Genomic DNA, 20,344 nt, shown 5'->3' with positions numbered 1-20,344 from the left:
ATTTCAGAATGATAGAACCAACATCGATAGATCGACGTGTTAAATCTTTAGACTAACTACTTTGCTCATCCCATGCTCATTCATAGAAATCCCATAGAGATTGTCAGCTTCACTAATGACGGCATCATTATGGGAAATAATAATGTACTGAGCACCATTGGCATACTTTCGAATAAGTTTTGCAAACTTCTCTGAGTTATGCTTGTCTAAGGCAGCATCAACTTCATCAAGAACATAAAATGATGCAGGTTCATGCTCCTGAATAGCGAAGATAAAGGCAAGGGCAGTTAAGGTCTTTTCACCGCCCGAAAGGCTACGAATATCCAAGAATTTTTTTCCAGAGATTCGTACTTGGAAACGAACGCCAGCTACAAACGGATCTTCCTCATTCTCGAGGTGTAAGAAGGCCTCTCCTTTCCAGGTCAATGCAGAAAAGATATTTTTAAAGTTTCCAACAATGACCTCATACGTTTTCATGAATAAAGATTTTTTCTTATCTTCTATCTCTTTCATCATATTGACAACATCAACCTTCTCCTTGAGGAGAATATCTTTCTTTTCAAGAAGTCCTTGATATTCCCGTTCAATTGCATCGTAAACCTCAAGCGCACGCAAATTCACATTACCAATGTCAGCAACCATCTTTTCAAATTCACTAATCTCACGTTTCAATTCATCAAGTGGCTTTTCTGGCTGAACAACCGCATCTTTGTACTGTTTTTGCTCTTCGTGGTATCCGGCAAGCTCTGCTTTGAGTCGAGCACTTTCAAGTGAAACCATGTTGTTCTTTAGCTCAACGCTTCTTATTTGCTCTTCACGTCCCGTAAGCTCGTTTTCCAGGCTTCGAAGAGCTTCACTAACTTTATTTCGTTTGGTGAAGAGCTGTTTGAATTGTGCATAAAACTCTTGCTCACTCTTCTCTTTATCTTTTAAGTCCTTCTCCTGCTTGAGAATGAGTGATTTGGTTTGCTCCATTTCCACAAGGAATCCTTCCTCTTCTTTTTTGTGTTGTTTTAAAATCTTGAGAATATTTTCCTGTTCAGGCCCAAGAATAGTTTTTGTCTGGGTATCAATATTTTTAAGCTCACCATGAAGCTCTTGGATTCCTTCACGCAATTCCTGCTTTTTTTGTTCATAGGTATTCAATTGTGCAAGTAAGGCTGGACTTCTCATCTCGCTCACTTGCGTTCTCAACTGCTGTTTCTTGATTTTTAGCTGTGCTAAATGCTTGTTTTCATCAGAAATCTTTCGCTGGACTGCATCAATATTCTTGTCCAAGGCACCAACCTTTGCAAGGAACTCCTCTTTAAGCTTCTTGCTGACGTCCAGATCACCTGATTCAAGATGCAGGCTTTTCTCCATCTTGATAATCTCACCTTCATGGGTTGCTTTCTCTTCACGTAATCGCGAAATTTCATTTTGGATGTGCGTTCTCCGTTGTTCATACGTATGCATTCTCTCAGTAAGTTCTGCTTCGTCACGCTCGTATTTGGTAATATCAGCTGTAATCTCGCTTTCCTGAAAGCCCATAAGGCGCTTTTTGTCACGATAACCTCCCTGCATTGCTCCACTTAATTCAAGAAGGTCTCCATCTAAGGTTACCATTCGTGCCTTGCCAACACCAATACGGCGTGCAACATCAATAGTGTCAACAACAAGAGTACTGCCAAAAACATAGGAAAAGATTTTCTTAAACTTAGGCTGGTAGGATACAAGACTAACCGCTAAACCATGGACTCCTTGAGTTTTAGTTAATGAGGAAGCATCTGTTTCATGAGGAGCAGTTACTTTATTAAGTGGTAGAAAGGTAACAACACCAAGTCGATTCGTGCGTAAAAACTTGATACAATCTGCAGCGATTTTATCAGTTTCAACAACAATACTTTTGATTTTTGGCCCGGCTGCTACTTCCAGAGCCTGTGCATACTTGCTCTGGACATTTCCAAGTTCTGAAACCGTTCCATAGATCCCTTCCTGGCTTTTTCGCAATGCAAGGATTCGCTGAATAGCAGTTCCTCCGGCAATATTCTCCATAATGGTTGCATTCCGTGCCTGAAGCTTCGCTAATTCCTCCTTAACCTGGAGAAGTTTTTGTCGTGCAGACCCGGTCTGTGATGCCAGCAGTGAATCCTCATTCAAGCATTTATTGAGTTCAAGGGTACATGCCTTAAAACGCTCCTTTTTTACCTTTAGTTCATCAAGTTGCGCAGTGTGTTGCTTTTGAACCTCCACAACTTTAGCTATTCGTTCATCAACACTTTGAACCTGAAATTCAAGCCTGTCTTTTTCACGCACATATTCTTGCTGCTCTTCTCGCAGTTTATGGATAACTCCTTGCCTTTCTTCTGCTTCTTTATCTAAGGCCTCAATATCTTGTTCCAGTGTTCCTGCATCATTAATTTTATTTTTTTTCTTAAATTCTTCAAGAGCCTTGGTTATCGCATCAAGCTCTGTCGTTTTTTTCTTAATTCTCTCTTCAATATCTTTCTGCTCGTTCCGCAAGGTTGTTGTTTTTTGCTCAAGTTCATTGAGATTTTGCTGGAGCTGCTGTTTTCTCTGATTAATACGGTTAATTTCGTTCTGACAAGAATCAACTCTGTTTTTACCTGTAGCAATATCAATCTTTAATTGCTCAACCTGTTTGTGGATCACTACCTGTTCCTTTTCTCCTTTTTCCTCAACTTCCTTGTTAATGGCCTCAATAGCATCCTTTTTTTCTTGAATTGCAGCTTTGTTATTGCTTATCTCTTTTTGGAGCTCGCTCATACGAGTGGCATATCCTCTCAGTTCTTCTTCAATGGCAGTAAGTTTCTTCTGCCGCTTGCTCATCTCATGGTAAAGCAAGGTTGCCCGATTGCTGTCAATCTTGTTCTTCAAATCTTTGTACTTTAATGCCTGATCACGATCTTTTTTGAGTTCCTGTAAGTAGGTTTTTCTCTCAGCAAGAACAATATCCGCCTCAGTCAGCTTTCCATCAACCTTTTCAAGCTCTCGCAGTGCTTTTTCCTTTTTTTCTTCATAAATAGAAATCCCGGCAATTTCCTCAATGATTTTTCGACGCTCTTCTGGAGACATCTCACAGAAGCGAACAATATCTCCTTGGAGAATGATATTATATCCATCAGGATTTATTTTTGCACTGGCAAGAAGGTCAAGGATTTGTTGTCGTGTCCGTACCTGATTGTTAATCAGGTACTTGCTTTGACCACTCTGTTTGATTAAACGAGAGATTTTAATAACCGTATCAGTCAGTGGGAATTCCTTTTTTTCATTATCAAAATAGATAGCAACCTCACCTTCCTTTGCAGGCTGCTTCTTTTTACCACCATTGTAAATAAGGTTCGCTGCCTTCTCAACCCTTAAACCTTTTGCAGACCCTTTTCCCAAAACAAAGCAGAGCGCATCAAGGACATTAGACTTACCAGAACCATTAGGCCCTAGGATACAGTTATACGAATCCCCGAAGAGAAGTTCTGTTTTATTTGCAAAGGACTTGAAACCTTTTGCTTCAATCTTCAAAATTTTGGTCATCACTGATGCTCTCCTTTTTCTCAAAAGCATAACGTGTTACTATTTAAAGGTTTTGCTCGTTATACACGCATGCAGGTTGGGAGATTTCAAGCTTTTTCTACAGAGGTAGTGATCATCGCAAGCAACGAATCAACGCCAGATTGGTGATGATCAGCATAAGGAATACCATTCGTTTTACAATGTTGCTTAACGGCTGTGTAGAGCGGGTGGCTGATGGAAGTAGTGACTGTGATGACCCCATCTCCGTCTCGAATAATTTTAATCTCTCGTCGACGATTATAGTCGTCCATGATCACCACCGGTAACCCAGGAATAGCAGATTCGATCCGAGATCTTGCCTCTGTCTTATATTGGCCACCCCATACTAATAAACGAGAACAACGTATTTTTTGTCTTGCCTTATGATCCTGCTCTGATAGAAGCGTAGCGCTTGGTAACTCTTCTTCAGCAACCTCTGGACAAAGGGCTTGGTAGAGCAAAGGAAAAGGATTTGAAATCTCAGCACTACATACTGCCGTAAGAGCATCGGTAAGCCTAGGATCTTGCATCCGTAATCTGCTCTTATAAGCGGTGAAAAGAGTATGGGATCCTAGAACTAAGCGGTAACTAGGCGCAGGGTAAAATCGATCGACATGATCACAAAATGTTTCGAGTGATGCACGTTCAGTTCTCCATATATTGCGAAGCTGGTGCTGATCCTGTGGTTCAAGCTGATCAAAAGCTCTTTGAAAGACATCTCTGGTTCGAGGGACTCCTTCAAGAGTTTGGCTTGCCAGATCCTGCCATGGAATATACTCTCTTGGTATTGTTCTTTCTGAAACCGAGGCAGAAGATCGACATTTTCCAAGTCTTCTTTCAAGACCCTTCGGGTCTAATGTTCGGTCTGCTCCCTCATATCCCTGAAGGATATCAGCGACTCCACTTTCAGGAGTAGTTCGCAACAGAGTTCGAAGATTCTTTAAAAGAGGAGCATCAGGAGCAGCTTGTCCAATCTTGAGTAAGAGCTGTCCCCTCTGTTGTTGATTGGCTCTAACTGCACCGAGGTAGTCTCCCAAAAGGATACTCGCCTCAGTATAATCTCTAAGGATATCAGCAACAGCCTTTGCATCAGGGATTCCTACAAGCTCTGCTCCATGTTCAACAATAAATGAAGCTGCGCGTGCCCGAGAACCTTGAGAAAACTCAGCAACAGTGTCGCCAAATGTTTTCGGGTGGCCATCAGAAATCCAAGGCTCATCATGCGTAGTTAACAGAAAATCAACATACTGACGCGGTGTAATTCCGTGACGCTTGAGTGTTATATGGGGAACTATTACTTGCGGTCTTTGGGCACAGAGATCAAGGAGTTCATAAGAAACTTCACTTGGTGCTGCACGAACAAGTTCAACAAGGTGCTTAAGGTCAATTCCAGCTTCCTCAACTGCTCTTGTCCTTTCAGCAGTATAGCACACAGAGAAACTATCTCTATAGACTGTTAACGGAAGGGTTTGAAAAATGACGAGCTTGTGTCGATCATTGAGCTCAACATAGGAAGGACGATACCTATCCACGTTTTGAAGAAGTGGTGGAATTGCTGAACCGCATTCAAACAACGCACGTGCAACAGTGCGTTCCATTAATGAGAATTGTTTTGATTCAGGTGTTTCAAAAATAAGGGCTATTTCTGCCCGCCTAATTTCTTCGACAAAGGCTTTCACAAACGTTGTGGTCATTTCAGGGCCTGCATCAGAAAAGAGGTGTTCTAAGTAATCAGTAACTTCTTTCAAATGAGCCACGCCAATATCATCCCACAGATCAACTACACTGCTGAGGTCTCTCTTGGCAAGACCCCAGGAAATCGATCCCACTGGAGTTTCTGAATCTGGATCAATAGGCGCATGTACGTCAAGAAGTGCTTGTTCAAGAGAATCATCATCTATCTCTCTTTCACGAACTCGTTGAACTAAAGGACTTGAAGCTGCAGATGCTGCAACAGATTCGTAACACTGGAGCTCCTCTCTGAATCGTCGAAGTGTTTTCGGATATGCACTATCAATATCAAAAAGTACTTTCTTTAAGGTAGATATTACTCTATGATCATCCACTTCAAGACTAAGACGCAAAAGTTCTCGAGCTTCAGGTTCACTAAAGCCATAAACTTTTCCCAAAGCAGCAGCAAGATAACGATCTTCAGTATCGTCCTCCAAGGATCTTATCATTCGTGAAAATTGTTTATAATCAGGTCTCCTCATAGGAGAAGTATTCCCTCTGGAATATAAAAGAGTTACGTCAAAAATAGCTCCATCCAGAAAAAGGGCTAGCAGCCTCAAGTCAAAATTCAATTCCATACATGATCACGGGCGTTATGAGGGGTGGCTCCCTACGGGAACATAGCCCTTTCACATCACCGGTCAAGAATTTTGAAGCTGCTAGCCTGAACGGTAACGAATTTTTGGATGGAGCTGTCAAAAATAACAAAAGTAGGCGTGAAAAACTAAAGAAAAGAAAAAACAAAAAAGAAAAAGCGATTTTTATTCATCTTCGAGAAGATCCTCAGGGGTAAAGAAATCTTCAGCACCAAGGGTTTGGTCAATGCTAGGGGCATATGAGGTGAGCCCTCTCGCTAGGTAGAGACGTCTTAACTGTTTCATATGACGGTGCTTTTTCTGAGTACTTTTAGTAGACATCAAGATACCTATCAAGCTCCCACTGGCTCACGTGCAAGCGGTAGTCATCCCACTCTGCCTGCTTTCCTTCAATGTACTGCTCAGTGGTGTGTTTTCCAAGCGCATCTTTAATAACGCTATCGGTTTGGAAGATCTTCAAAGCTTCTCCCAAGGATTCTGGCAATGTTTCTACATTCTTCTGAATCCGTGCTACATTGTCAAGATGATAGATATTCTCTTCAAGAGGTTCTGACACCGGTAATGAACGCTGGATTCCATCCAAGCCTGCCTTGAGCATAACGGCAAATGCAAGATAAGGGTTACAGCTTGGATCTGGACATCGTAATTCACATCGTGTTGCAAGATGCTTCCCTGTAAAGTATTGGGGAATTCGTATAAGAGCTGAACGGTTAATCCGTGCCCAGCAGATATAAACCGGAGCCTCATAGCCAGGAACAAGACGCTTGTAGGAATTAACTGTCGGAGAAATAATTGCCGACATACCACGTGCGTGCGCTAATTGACCGGCAATAAACTGATAAGCTATCTTGGATAATTTATACTTGTCTTTTGGGTCATAAAAGAGATTCTCTTTTTCAGTAACATCAAAGAAGCTTTGATGGACATGCATCCCTGAACCATTAATCCCACGAATGGGCTTGGGCATAAAGGTTGCATGAAGATCATATTTTTGGGCAATAGCCTTGAGCACAAAACGAAGCGTTATGGCATTATCAGCTGTTTTCAATGCATTGTTATAGCGAAAATCGATCTCGTGTTGACCAAGGGCAACCTCATGATGCGCTGCCTCAACTTGGATACCAAAACTCTCAAGTGCATTGACCATCTCAGCACGAATAACATGGGCTTGATCAGTGTTCAGATCAAAATATCCTCCGGTATCATGGGGAAGTGTTTTTAACCCATTATCCCTTTTAAAGAGAAAAAACTCGAGTTCAGGGCCAACATTGTACACAAAGCCCAGTGCTTTCGCTTCTGCCATAGCCTTCTTCAGAATAAATCGTGGATCTCCCTCAAACGGCTTTCCATCGGGAAGATAGACATCACAGATAAATCGAGCTGTATTTCCCGAAGGTGTCGAAATCCATGGCATGAGGGCATACGTCTCGGGATCTGGTTTCAGATACATATCGCTCTCATGAATGCGGGTAAATCCTTCGATAGATGAACCATCAAACCAGGTTCCATAGGTTAATGAATCAGGAAGGTGTTCTACGGTAATGGCTACTGATTTGACAATGCCAAACATATCAGTAAATTGGAGCTGAATAAAACGAACATTGTCTTTCTTCACGCGTTCAAGAATGTCTTGGTTTTTCTTTGTTGTTTCTTCCATGGTCTGCCCCCTCCTCCTCCTGTCCATTCATTGCATGCTCGCAACCAGTTGCAACCCACCAGCGTAGGAAAAGGAATAGCATCTGGAAAAGTGATACATATATATATTTAATTGAAAAAAAAGTATACAAATGTTTATAAAAAAAGAAAATTTTAAATATTCGTCCAAATTATACGCACAAATTGCTTTCAAAATAAACAAATGGATATGTCCGAAGGCACGTAAGGAGGGTTTTCTATGGATATAGACGACATTGATAAAGCAATCATCCAGGTGCTCCAACAACATGCACGCTTGTCCTATCGCCAAATTGCTCAACGCATCCATGTGTCTGTGGCAACCGTCATGAAGCGCATCCAACGCCTGGAGCAAGAAAGTGTTATTAAACGATACAGTGCTCTTATTGATTATGATAAACTGGATTATGATATTCATGTCATTATAGAGCTTCGTGTTTCAAAAGGGAAGTTATTTCAAGTCGAAAAGCAAATCGCAACAAATCCGAATGTCTATGCAGTTTACGACCATACGGGCCAGTTTGATGCTACTATTCTTGCCCGATTTAAAAACAGAAGAAATATGGACAATTTTCTCAAGAAGATACAGACCTATGATTTTGTCGAACGGACAGAAACATTGCTGGTATTAAATACCATTAAGGAAGAAGGGATTCAACTCTAAGAGCTATTAATTACGAAGATAGTGAGAAGAAGGAAGAAGAAGTGGGAGAAGAAGTGAAGCATCCAGAAATCGTCCAGGAAGGTCAACTCTTTGCTCGAGCGAAGCATGAGTACTTGCTCCCGGGATATGCTCCCCGTCTCTGGTTTTTTTCGAGGAGTCTGGGGATGAGCCTTGATTAGTTCTATGAAGAAAATCATGAATAATGTTGTACGGAGTTCTACGATGAACTATCTCTGGACGTAAAGGAGAATAACTTCCCATAGTATGAAGGTGCTCCTTGAGCTTAACACGATCAGCATAAAAGGAAAACATTTTTTGTGCGGTTGTTAAAAACGTAGCAGGCCTTGGTTCCTGAGGGTTGTCAAGTGTATCGAAGGCAGGATAGGGATCAAAATAGACCGTCCACCGAACACGAGGCCCAAGTAACGCCTTTGTTGTAGGCGTATCTGGAAAGAGCAGGATACCAGTATCACGATAATTCTGAAGCATACGCAACACCTTTTCGCATGGTAGACCACTAAAATCAAAAGAGATTGTTCCATACAATTGCTGATCAGGGTCATCGATTGCAGGAGGTCCGATACGTGTAGCCCTACCAATAAGTGTAACAACTGGATTTGTTCTTCCACGGTCAAAGACATGGTAATCAATACCGGGGTTTTCAGGGTTCTGTATGTGATAATGATGAAACATCGTACTTACCTCTCGAATAAAAACCGAAAAGTTGGTAGAGCATTTATAAATATTTAGTTTTTCTAGCGACCTGAGGGTGCTCCTCCTCCATACGTAATACGTACTATCCGTACTATCCAAAGATAATTTTATATAGATCTTCACTTTGGATGATCGTATGGGACTCAAGGAGAATATAACCTCTCTCAATGAAAGGATTTCTGGCGCTTGTCAAAAGGTTGGCAGAGAGTCCTCTACCGTGACGCTGCTTGCAGCAACAAAAACGATTTCTGCAACAACCGTTAATGAAGCCCTTGCCTTAGGAATTCACCATATTGGAGAGAACACGGTGCAAGAAGCACATGATAAGTTTCCCCACCTAGAGCAAGGACAACATCATATTCCCGTAGTAAAGCATATGATTGGCCATCTCCAAACAAATAAAGTAAAATTGGCAGTACAACTCTTTGATGTTATCCAGAGTGTTGATTCTCTTAAACTTGCCAAAGAGATCAACAAGAGAGCACAGAATGCAGGAAAATTGATGCCTGTTTTTATTGAAGTAAATGTTGCAGGAGAGGAGAATAAAGGCGGCATCCCTCGAGATGATGTACCTGGTTTCTATGATCACCTCTTACGACTACAAAATCTTCGGGTTGATGGTCTGATGACGCTTGCTCCATATGTACCTCAAGAAGAAACGCGTCCTTATTTTATGGAAATGAGCAAACTCGCAACCATTCTCAAGATTCCTCATCTCTCCATGGGAATGACCAGCGATTTTGAGATTGCTATTGAAGAAGGAAGTACCATGGTGCGGATAGGAGAGGGCATTTTTGGAAAGCGGAAAAAAGATACAAACACCACCTAAAGAAGCGAAAAATAACATTCAAAAAAAAATCAAAAAGATTTATATAAGGGTAATGGTTGAGAGGAATGGAAAAAGGGGCATAATGGGTAAGTTACAAGAACAAACGGCATTAGTGGTGATCGTTATGCTAGGCCTTATTCTCTTTTTGCCAGGTGTTCTTGCTGAAGAAGCAACTGTTGAAGATAAAATCCATTTTCTTGTGGAGCAGGCCAAGGCGTATGAAGAAGGAAAAATAAGCTATGCCCAAATGGTGGTACATGCAAATGCGGTAAGAGAGGAGATCAATAAAGTCTTTGAGAAGGAAATCATTGAGGTAACATTAGATGAGCATGACCGGAGACGTGGCTTAAGCGAGCAAGCAGTACGATCAATCTTCGGAGAGCCTACCGAAGAAACCAGTTGGGCAAGAGCTGAAAATTTGCGGAAAGAGTACCGATTAGATGCTCCTGTGCCCCGATGGGAAAAGACGATTTTCGACGGAAACAAGATACAAATTACCATGAACGCCTGGCCCCAGGTTATTGTGGAAGATGAAAAGACAACGCTTTTCTATCATATTGATTTTGATCCTGCATTTAAGAAAGTATTTACCCTTGAAACAGATGCTCTCCTCAATGATTTGAGTAATAGTGTTCAAGGATATGTTGCTAATGAAACGAGTCCAGAAACCATCATGAAGGAGGTAGGAACCGATGAACACTTGCTGAACCAGTATGTTGAGCAAAACAGAGGAAGCTGTGAGTGGGTCATGAATGAAATCTTCGACGGAAAAAAAAGTGGCGAGCAACATAAAGTACGGTTAACTGTTCCTATATACAGCACTGATGATCTTGAGCTGATCATGCAAACAGAATATTGCAGTGAAGATTGTCCATTCCAATGGGTCAATACTTGGTATGAACTTGAATCACGTGGACCAGGCCCACAAGGGAAACAGGAAAATGGTGGACAACAATCACAAGAAGAACTTCGACGAAGATATGAAACATTATCTAGCGAGGAACTCTTCGAAAAGATACGAGAAGTAACTGATGACCTTGTTTTTTCTACCAAACAATCAAAGCGAGATGCATGGAATACTATCGAAAAGGCGCGACAAGAAATCAATGTCATTAATGATCTCCTTAACAGGAAGCAGGGAGAAATGGAACACCGTGATCGTGCTCCAGAAAAATCCTCAGAAAAAGTACAAGAGTTTTTTACACAACGGGTTTCATTCATTACGTCACTTATGCAGGAATATGGAGACGTAAAAGAGGAACCAATTACCCAAATAGGATATGAATACCGTATCTATGAAAATATTGAAGAGCGAACAAATGGATGGTGTCAAAACACTGAGGTAAAATGTAAGGATGATGAAGGATGTCTCAATGGTGGATGTATCTTTGCCCTGGGTGGGGAAGAAGATTGTAAAAACCGTGTTGATGATGATGGAGATCAAATTGTTGATTGTGGAGATCCAGACTGTTTGAATACCCGGGAATGTGGAAGTAATACCTGCGAAGATGTTTGTAATCCGATCGGCGGATGTTGGGACACAACCTCAAAGCTTTGTGAGTCTTCCTGTACATCATGCAACAAATGCCAAGAAGAAAATAGAGGAGATCCAAATAAATGTGAAGCCATATGCCAAGAAAGTTGCTGGCCATGTAACCAACAAGATACTATTCAAGAAGCCTGTGATGAGTGCTGGAATTGTGAAGACCAAGCATATGGGGGGGGTTGTCGTCAAACCTGCAAGCCCTGTAATGAATGTAATGAAGAGAATAATAATGCCAATAATCCTGGTGCATGTGATGAACTCTGTAAACCCTGTAGAGAGTGTGAATATACCGCAGGAATGTGGGATTGTCAGGACAACCAAGCCTTTAATGATGAGAAAGCTTTCTGTGAATGTACAGAGGGATTTTATGACTGTAATGGAGATTGGAAGGATGGATGTGAATCACGCAAATCATGCAAGCCAGAGGATCAACGCTGTTTTGCTGAATGTGAAACCTGCTGGCCATGTATCAATGAAGAAGTTGGTTACTGTGATAATAGCGTCCAAAATTGTGGGCAGCTCAGAAATGAGGCCATGAACACAAGCTGTCAACCACAATGTGACAATTGTATGACCTGCCAATCCCGAGAAGAACTTCCTGAGGAACTGAAAGAAAGCTGTAAATGGAAATGCTGGAAAAATGATGAGTGTTTGACAAAATGCTATGATGGCCAAGAGATTGTTGATGGTGCAGTGCTTAATTGCAGGGGAAGTTGTGGGGGAGAAGATGATAAAGTCTGCCTAAAAAATTGCTTAGAAGAAAACTCCTATATCTGCGATGGACAAAAGCAATACAAGCCCTGTGAAGAAGAAGAGGTCATCTACATCTGTGATGGAAAACCCTCAAAAACACAATGCCCTGGAGAACAAAGTTATCTCTGTCATGGAGTCATCCAAAGTACGCCCTGTGAGGGTATTCCTAAATGTGAAGTTCTTCTCCATCAACGGGTAGATCCTGCAACTAACTCGTGTACCTGTGAGAAGGGATGGTCAGATTGTGATCAGGATGGATCGTGTGAGACTGAAGGCAGGTGTAAAATCGGTAGAGAAAAATGTGACAATAGGGCTGATGATGATGATGACTTTATGGCGGACTGTAATGACCTTCTTGATTGTCCTGAGAATGCTCTCTGTGGAGTTGATGAGGTAGGAAACTTTAAGACCTGTCAAAATCAGCAATGTTTACCCATTGCTGCATGCAGCATCTCCTGTGGAGAATGTGCATATCTCGATCCTGAAGCCTGTGTCTGCCGAGCAGAAAAGCCTTGCTGCGGAAACGATGTCTGTGAAGACGGTGAGGATTACGCCTCGTGTATCCTTGATTGTGTCCCTGAAGAAGAGGAGGAATTCGAAAAGGAAGAAGGAACAGAGGAACAACAACCAGAAGAGGAAACTGGAGAAGGAGAAGAACAAGAGGAATCACCTGAGGAAACAATTGAACAAGATAATAGATCAAATGATAATCTCTCAAATGAACAACAGAACATAACCACTGAATGTGCTAATAATGAAGTCTTAATCAATGGAACCTGCATGCCACGTGAGCAGGAAGAACAAGAACAAACTGAAGAAACAGAACAAGAGCAGCAGGAAGCAACTGAACGTGTGTGTTTGCCAGGAGAAACAAAGACCGAAGCTTGTGAGAGCGGTGATACGATAACGACTGAAGAATGCATCGATAATGCTTGGGTTCCGACCAATATTGTTTGTCCTCTGGTAACAAGAGAACAAGAACAACTCAATGAAGGAGAATGTGTGTTGATAAGTGATTGTGGAACAGGAGAAGTCTGCTCCCTTGGTGAGTGTATTACCTTAACGTTCGAAGAAGAAGCGGAAGAAGAGATTACTGAAGAACAGGAAGAGCCTACAGAAAACGAAGAAGGAAGAGAAAATATTCCACGTGAAGAAACAGGAGAACAGACACCACCAGAACAAGCAGGGGTCCAGGAACAGCAAGAGCCCATGAACGAGGAACAACCTGAAGTAAGAGAAGATGCACCAGGAGAAGAAGTTCCGCGTGAAGAAGAAAAAAATACTGAACCTTCCCAATCAACAGAAAATGAACAACAACCTCAAGAAGGTGAAGCAGAGGGTGAAGCATCAAGCGAACGTGAAGTCTATCTTGGTGCTGAACCAATGATAAACGAACCTGAAACATTTTTAGAACGATTAAAAAAATTAACCGGAAGTGTTGTTGCGTCTGGAAATGAATGTCGTGACCATAAGGACTGTGATGACGGAGAATTTTGTATACGAGAACCTCGTTCAGAACGTTATGGCGTTTGTGTCAGCTCGTGTGAAACTAATGAAGACTGTCCTGATCCAAACACCCAAGCTTGTTGGGGTAATGAATGCCACTGTAGACAGGAAGGGGACGAGAATGACATGCTTGTGCTTTTCAATTGTGATGGAAACTTCATGAATGGTTGTGAATCGCAGGATCCAACCTGTGGTGGAACTAAAGATCCATGCGGAGAGATGCGCTGCGAAAATCCTAATCAATGGTGTGATCCAGCAATCGGAGATTGCCGTTGTAAAGAAGGGTTCAATGATTGTAACGGAGATTGGAAAGATGGATGCGAATCAACAAAAGAATGCTATGGCTGTACAACAGACGCTGATTGTGCTGCTCCACGATGTGAAGAGTGGGGAAACAGAGTGATAGCGTTTACGTGTAAGCAAGGCCCCACGTGGGTTGAGGAACGAGGAGTCTTCCAGCTTTCGGGAAGTTGTGACGTCCATCCTACCGGAAAAGTCGATGGTTATGTTCACTTCGATATGTGGGGAGATCCTTTTGAAAAACTTCAGGGACAAAGATTTGATGGCAACAGACAAGAAGAATGGTGTTCATGGGAATTAGAAAACCTCAAAAAAGAGCGTGCTGAACTTGAAGCGTCTTTGAATGATGCATTCCTGAACTGGTTCTTTACTGAATACATTACTCAGAATCCGATGAACTTTGAGCAATACATTGGTGGAATCTTCGAAGTATACTGGAAAGGATTGGTCGAGAATAGCAGAGAAACAGCAATGATGCTTCAATGTCTTGGTAGCAATGAATGGCCATCAGAGTACCATCCTCTTTCGTTAGCGTATGAAGGGGAATTAGGATCAGTCAAAATCTGGGAAGAAGAATCAACCATGAACCTTAATGAACTCAACCAGGAGTTTGCCCAAGAATTTGGAAATGAAAAGCAGGTCATTTTTTCACCGTACATGCAAATCAGCATTTTTCCACCAAAAGAACTTGTCAAGGAAATATTTAAAGAATCCTGGGAAGAAGGCTATATGCCAGGTCCGCCTGAAGAACGAGAGAAATACTTTGGTCCAAGCACTATTGAAGTTGCTGCCATCAAAGCAGATCCTGGAGCAATGGCAAAGATTAAGGAGATCAGCGATTCATTTGAAAACGGTGCAGTATTTACGGTCAGCATCAGAGATGATGATGAAGACATCTTTAAAGCGCTCGTTAGGATTAATGAGGATGTTATTTTCAGGGCAGAACCTCTTCCCCAAAACTACACTGAAGAACCAGATGCGACCGTAGAGGTTGACTTCGACTTTATTTATAACCTGATCAGCAAACAGGAAAAAGAAGGCTTTGTAGAGTATCCACCATGGGAAGAACGACCAAAAGAAGTGGTCAAAGAGGTCGTCAAAACCATCAGCGCCTTTACGACAATCAGTACAGGAATTGCGACCGGAAAAATTAAGGTAGAACCGTTTAGCCAATCATTTAAGATCCTTGGGTTGATAAAAGACGTTGCCACTATGAAAGAACAAGGAACAAGAGAAGAAGAAGACATGCAAGAAAGAACCGGCAAGGGTGGCAAGGAAAGAAGCACGTAATGTTGATGGGAAGACAGGTATGAAGGGTGTTTTATAATCTGAGGATGGATAACCATGCTACTAACGCTTATCCTCCAATCTTTTTGGTTTTTCCTCCCTGCGGGAATGGCCAATATGGCTCCTGTTTTTGTGATGAAGCTTGCCTTTCTTGATGCCCCCATTGATGCTCATAAGACATACAGAGGAAAGCAGATCTTTGGTGAACATAAAACCTATCGGGGATTTTTCTTTGGGATACTTGCTGCTATTGTCGTTCTGGTGATTCAAAAGAAACTTTATGAGTCATCTACCTTGATACAAACATACGCTTTGTTCAACTATGAAGAGGTTAACGCTTTTACTCTTGGATTTTTGTTTGGCTTTGGTGCCTTGTTTGGAGACCTTATCGAAAGCTTCTTTAAACGGAGAAATGACATTCCTGAAGGAAAGGTATGGATTCCTTGGGATCAGATTGATTGGATAATTGGCACCATTGTTTTCATCTGGTTTGTTATTCCTATTCCGCTACTGGTTATGGTAATAGGACTCATCCTCTTCGGACTCCTTCATGTACTGATGAACTACTTTGGTTATGTCTTTGGTATAAAGCCTACCGTACTCTAAGATCGATAAAACAGATGTATGTATGAAACATCCTATAATAGAAAACCTAAATGGTTAATATTATTTGTTAGGTTTTCTAGTATATAATTGAGGAAAAAACATAGTAAAAACTATTGTCCTCAATTATAGGATGAAGTACTGAAGTAGGTTTTCTTATCATTTCTGTAATCCAAAACCAATAGCTGAAGAATAAACACACCTAGATTAAAGAAGAAGATCAGGGCAAATACAACATTAAAAGACATAAAAATACCAAAGAATAAAAAGGTCCGTTTACCACCAAGGTCCAGTCTTGTTTTCCTACTGAGTACAGTTACGAGAATAATAGCATAATAAGCAGCCAACGCGAGAAAGATGCTAACGGTTCCGTTAAGCACCAAGGCAAGAAAAATAGTCAGTTCTGCAACACGATCAACCATCATGTCCAAGCGTTCGCCTTGTACTGATGTTTTCTGATAGATTCGTGCCATTGGCCCATCAAGAAAATCAATAAACAAAGCAGTTGCAAGAAGGACATACCCCCATTGCCACGAATTCAGGAAAAAGAAAACTGCAGCAGTAAGGCTGAGAAGAAGATTAAGGTAGGTGAGGTTATGGGCTTCTATCCGCAATCGTTCATAGAGTACTTTTACAAAAGGTTCAACCGCCTTATCTTGAAGTCTTGTCAGATAAGGAATATTATAATACATAAAATCACCCCTAAACTGACATCAACAACCCTATCACGAGCATACTGATGTGTTCCTTTTGTTATATGATTATGAAAAGGAAAAAATGGCAATTTTGCGTAACTCATCGAGTAATCAAGGAGTAAATGCAAGGTAAAAAAGAGAACCGGAATATAACTTCTGACAAAAATACTCAGAGGAATAACCCACAGATACGATATTGGTTCTTGAAGTGGTGTACGCCAATGGAGATGACGCTGGTCTTTAAAGTTCTTTAACTTCAAAAAAAGAGGGAGTTTGAGGAGATGATCTAGATCCAGGGCAACACCAAAAATAAAAGCAAGCACCCATTCAGGAGGGGTTAAATGGAGAAGCTTACCTAGCACAATAACGGAAAAAATATGGGTGAGCGGGTTCATACAACGAGATAAATCAAGACCTGTTTTTATATTTTGTTATGTTTTGGGCTTTGCCTCAAAACTGCCACTTGCCTCAAAAGTCCTGATTCTGCCCCAAAAGTGAACTATATAAAAACTATACTTTCTTCATCTGAGATATAAAAGATGTAAAAACAACAAGATTTATATATAAGTTACACCTTTCGATATAGTTATGAAGAAAACAATGAAGATTGAAAATAGAATTTTGCTAACACTATTAGATACCCCTTCAATAGGTAGGGCGATAATCGCAGAGAAAGCGGATGTTAAGAAACCCACATTAAATTCATACATTCAAGGGATGAAGAAGAATAATCTTATAGTGAATACCGAATATGGAAAATATCAATTAACTGAAATTGGACAAAAGAAAGCTCTTAAACTCATTGAACAGAGTTCGGGTGAAGTTATTATTCCATCAATAAAATCTACCGAACAATCTCAAAAAAGCAAATCACCATTAACTGAAAAAATAATTGATGATATTGATTTAGAGGATATTAACACTATTTTGAGGATTAAAGAAAAATATGGTCGAGAAAATTTATTACGGATTATAGACAAAATAAGAAAATTGATTGAATAATAATCATTGATTAATCAATGAAGGAACTGGGCAGTAATCTTGTCTCGAGGAAACCCAGTTCCGCATATTAATTTAAGTTAATTGAATAAATCTCCTTTGAGGCGAGGAGGGAATGCCTCCACTGAGAGAGACTGTACCCATTCCCTATGTCGTATCCTGCGAAAAAGGGTGGAATCCAGTGTACACTCTCTTAGTGTCCTATTATTTACGATTAGGTATTTAGATACTGTAAAGTATGACTACTTTTTAAACTTTGCGTTATATTTGTCACTTTTTGTTATATCTGCCTTTATCAATCCTTCAATATATTCTGAAAGTTCAATATCCTTATCAATAGCGTGCTTTTTTGCTTCCTTCCACAATTCAGGGTCAATTTTCAAGCTTGTCGTCTTACGTTCCATACTCATTTATAGTATTAAGGTAGTATATAAATATTATTGTACTGTAGTATATACTATTTTCGATAGATTTATATATAAGATAGTATTACATAATACCATAATACTTAATATGAAGGTGACCAAAAATGCAACAAGAACAAATCGAGATAAGGAAAACAAAGGGACTTGAAATAGCCAAAACGTCGAGAATAACCAAGAACGATAAAGGACAATGGAAAGTACCATCACAGACGGGAGCAGGGTTTTACATTGTTGAAAGCAATGGCTTTGAAGCGAAATGCTCATGTCCTGACCATGAATTAAGAAAATGCAAATGTAAGCATTTGTGGGCTGTTGAAATGATTGTTACCCAACAAATAGACAATGAGGGGAATGTAACAATAACGCAGACAGTAAGGAAAACTTATTCCCAGAACTGGAAGCAGTACAACGTCGCCCAACAGCATGAAAAAGAGTTATTTATGAAACTACTTTCTGATATAACGAGCAGAATTAAAAGCACGTCCTATGAATTTGGGCGACCTTCCAACAGCATAGGAGATACAATCTATTCAATGATTTTCAAGGTATATTCGACCTTTTCAGGAAGAAGATTCTCTACTGATTTGGAACTCGCAAAGGAAAATGAGCTTACCGAGCAGAAAATACCCTATAACAGTATGTTCAGGTATTTTCAGAAAGAGGAATTAACGCCTTTGTTATCCCAAATGGTAACTATCACAAGTTTGCCTTTAAAGTCAGTGGAAAAAGATTTTGGAATTGACAGCACGGGCTTTGGAACTTCAAACTTTCAAAGATGGTATTCCTTCAAGCACGGCAAAGAGATTTCATCAAGAAGATGGGTTAAATGCCACTTTATGAATGGTCACAAAACAAATGTGATAACAAGCGTTTCTATTACCTCTGAATTTGACAACGATTGCCCTGAGTTAAAGCAGTTAGTGAACATGACAGCCGAGCATTTCAATATGGATGAAATAAGCTGTGACAAGGCATATCTAAGCCAAGATAATCTCGAATTGATTAATGAGAAAGGGGCAACTGCTTTTATTCCCTTCAAAAGCAACAGCCAACCGTCAGGAAATGGAATGGTATGGAAGAAAATGTATCATTACTTCATGTTAAATAACGAGGACTTCCTAAACCATTACCACAAGCGAAGCAACTCAGAAACTACAATAATGATGATTAAATCCAAGTTTGGTGATTCAGTAAGAAGCAAAAAGTGGACTGCTCAGATAAACGAGGTATTGTGCAAAGTAATCTGCCATAATATCTGCTGTGTCATCATGGAAATGCACACGCTAGGAATAAACCCTGATTTTTGCCTCAAAAGACAATCGCCTGCCCCAGAAGTCAGGGAAAATTAGGACTTATGAGGCAAAGCATATGTTTTGAATTTAATTCTCGAAGCAATGTTATTTTATTCACCCTACAATTCACCTTACGCCCAAAATACGCCGCAATGTGGGAATTGTTTCTTGTTGTGTACGTGATCCTGGAAAAACATACAGAGCAACATGGTTTATGCTTCTGAAATCATACCCGGGCAATACATTCTGTGCGGCATAGGCAAATGTCGCGACTGGTACACTGAAGATTCCAGTACTGATAAGAGGGTAGGCTATACTTCTAATATCTCCTTGCTGCTCAGCTAAACCTAGGCTGGTTCTCAAGCAATTTTCTAAAAGCGGTAATGCTTGATCTCCATGAACATATTGTATGGGTCCCACGGTATGAATGACATACCGAGTACCTCTCTTGGCAAGATTAAATCCTGGTGTTATGACTGATTCTCCTGTAGGGACTTTTTTCCATCCTCTTTCTGCTTTGGCTGTTTGTGCAGCTCGGTATAATTCTCTCTCACCCGCTGCTGCATGGATGGCACCATCTACTCCTCCACCTCCTGCTAAGTCCTCGTTAGCAGCGTTTACAATAGCATCCATCCCTGACCGGGTAATGTCTCCTTCAACAATAAATAAATCAGTTGTTGGGGATCTTCCTATTTTCATGTATCCACAAGAATTCGCACTTCTTTAAAAACTTAATCAAAGTGTTAAATCTACCCATTTTTTCTGTTCCTACGAAAAGGAAGAACATTTATATATCAAATAACTTCTTTTATATCTATGGTTTTAAGACAATTAACTAAAGAGCAAGTGAAAGAGGAAGTCAAAAAACTAATTGATAAATATAATCGGATAGTTGAATCCGGCTCTATCAATAGATACAAAGAAGAAGATACAAAAGCAGAATTTATTGAGCCACTTTTTGAAGCGTTGGGCTGGGATGTCAGAAATCCAGAAAATAGAGAATGAAATTGACGAAGAAGTATATAAACTCTATGGAATAACGTTTGTATTAAGCTCTTCTCGGTATCTTAAATTCTAGTAAACTATATCCTCTAGTACCAAAAAAATTAAATAGTAGTTAGCTACATTGTAGCTAAATGCTAAAAGAAACAAACATCAAGCTGGTGGGGTATGAAATGTTG

Annotated in this window: 15 protein-coding genes; 7 read left to right on the top strand and 8 right to left on the bottom strand. The window is 40.5% G+C overall.

Going from position 1 to position 20,344, the window contains the following annotated elements; translation table 11 throughout:
* Positions 1-39: 39 nt before the first annotated feature.
* The 3 genes from smc to glnA form a co-directional block, all read right to left on the bottom strand.
* Entirely contained in the window at positions 40-3,531 is a 3,492-nt protein-coding gene (gene smc, locus HYW21_00075; protein MBI2547726.1) for a chromosome segregation protein SMC, read from the bottom strand.
* Between the two features lie 86 nt (positions 3,532-3,617).
* A complete protein-coding gene (locus HYW21_00070) occupies positions 3,618-5,762 on the bottom strand; it encodes a hypothetical protein (protein ID MBI2547725.1) in 2,145 nt (714 codons plus the stop codon).
* Between the two features lie 424 nt (positions 5,763-6,186).
* Positions 6,187-7,533 carry a type I glutamate--ammonia ligase gene (glnA, locus tag HYW21_00065; protein ID MBI2547724.1) on the bottom strand — a complete coding sequence of 449 codons (1,347 nt, stop codon included), beginning with the start codon at positions 7,531-7,533 and terminating at the stop codon, positions 6,187-6,189.
* 237 nt (positions 7,534-7,770) lie between these two features.
* On the opposite strand from glnA, the gene HYW21_00060 reads away from it, so the two are divergent.
* On the top strand, positions 7,771-8,214 hold the full coding sequence (locus HYW21_00060; GenBank protein ID MBI2547723.1) for an Lrp/AsnC family transcriptional regulator: 444 nt from the start codon (positions 7,771-7,773) through the stop codon (positions 8,212-8,214).
* 6 nt (positions 8,215-8,220) lie between these two features.
* Here HYW21_00060 and HYW21_00055 read toward each other — a convergent pair whose 3' ends face one another.
* Positions 8,221-8,907 carry a hypothetical protein gene (locus HYW21_00055; protein ID MBI2547722.1) on the bottom strand — a complete coding sequence of 229 codons (687 nt, stop codon included), beginning with the start codon at positions 8,905-8,907 and terminating at the stop codon, positions 8,221-8,223.
* 157 nt (positions 8,908-9,064) lie between these two features.
* On the opposite strand from HYW21_00055, the gene HYW21_00050 reads away from it, so the two are divergent.
* The 3 genes from HYW21_00050 to HYW21_00040 all read left to right on the top strand — a co-directional run bounded on the left by HYW21_00050 (position 9,065) and on the right by HYW21_00040 (position 15,755).
* A complete protein-coding gene (locus HYW21_00050) occupies positions 9,065-9,757 on the top strand; it encodes a YggS family pyridoxal phosphate-dependent enzyme (protein ID MBI2547721.1) in 693 nt (230 codons plus the stop codon).
* An 82-nt stretch (positions 9,758-9,839) separates the two neighbouring features.
* A complete protein-coding gene (locus tag HYW21_00045; GenBank protein ID MBI2547720.1) occupies positions 9,840-15,152 on the top strand; it encodes a hypothetical protein in 5,313 nt (1,770 codons plus the stop codon).
* A gap of 54 nt (positions 15,153-15,206) precedes the next feature.
* Positions 15,207-15,755, top strand: a complete 549-nt coding sequence (locus HYW21_00040) for a CDP-archaeol synthase (GenBank protein ID MBI2547719.1) — start codon at positions 15,207-15,209, stop codon at positions 15,753-15,755.
* A 119-nt stretch (positions 15,756-15,874) separates the two neighbouring features.
* Here the strand turns inward: HYW21_00040 and HYW21_00035 are convergent, their stop codons facing one another.
* Positions 15,875-16,444 carry a CDP-alcohol phosphatidyltransferase family protein gene (locus HYW21_00035; protein MBI2547718.1) on the bottom strand — a complete coding sequence of 190 codons (570 nt, stop codon included), beginning with the start codon at positions 16,442-16,444 and terminating at the stop codon, positions 15,875-15,877.
* Entirely contained in the window at positions 16,420-16,842 is a 423-nt protein-coding gene (locus HYW21_00030; GenBank protein ID MBI2547717.1) for a hypothetical protein, read from the bottom strand. Before HYW21_00030 ends, HYW21_00035 begins: the two co-directional genes overlap by 25 nt.
* A gap of 193 nt (positions 16,843-17,035) precedes the next feature.
* Here HYW21_00030 and HYW21_00025 point away from each other — a divergent pair, with 193 nt between their 5' ends.
* Positions 17,036-17,449 carry a hypothetical protein gene (locus tag HYW21_00025; protein ID MBI2547716.1) on the top strand — a complete coding sequence of 138 codons (414 nt, stop codon included), beginning with the start codon at positions 17,036-17,038 and terminating at the stop codon, positions 17,447-17,449.
* 239 nt (positions 17,450-17,688) lie between these two features.
* On the opposite strand, the gene HYW21_00020 is transcribed toward HYW21_00025, so the two are convergent.
* Positions 17,689-17,850: a CopG family transcriptional regulator gene (locus tag HYW21_00020; GenBank protein ID MBI2547715.1), complete on the bottom strand. Its 162-nt coding sequence runs from the start codon at positions 17,848-17,850 to the stop codon at positions 17,689-17,691.
* Positions 17,851-17,975: 125 nt separating this feature from the next.
* On the opposite strand from HYW21_00020, the gene HYW21_00015 reads away from it, so the two are divergent.
* The gene (locus tag HYW21_00015) at positions 17,976-19,220 is read left to right on the top strand and encodes a transposase (protein MBI2547714.1); all 1,245 of its coding nucleotides are present in this window, start codon (positions 17,976-17,978) and stop codon (positions 19,218-19,220) included.
* 69 nt (positions 19,221-19,289) lie between these two features.
* Here the strand turns inward: HYW21_00015 and HYW21_00010 are convergent, their stop codons facing one another.
* Positions 19,290-19,862 (bottom strand): macro domain-containing protein, encoded by a 573-nt coding sequence (locus HYW21_00010; protein MBI2547713.1) that lies wholly within the window; start codon positions 19,860-19,862, stop codon positions 19,290-19,292.
* A 117-nt stretch (positions 19,863-19,979) separates the two neighbouring features.
* Between HYW21_00010 and HYW21_00005 the strand changes: the two genes are divergently transcribed.
* Positions 19,980-20,168: a hypothetical protein gene (locus HYW21_00005; GenBank protein ID MBI2547712.1), complete on the top strand. Its 189-nt coding sequence runs from the start codon at positions 19,980-19,982 to the stop codon at positions 20,166-20,168.
* The last annotated feature ends 176 nt before the right edge of the window (positions 20,169-20,344 follow it).

Source organism: Candidatus Woesearchaeota archaeon (assembly GCA_016187565.1).
Classification (GTDB): Archaea; Nanobdellota; Nanobdellia; order Woesearchaeales; family JACPJR01; genus JACPJR01.
This window is presented reverse-complemented; position numbering and strand designations above follow the sequence as displayed.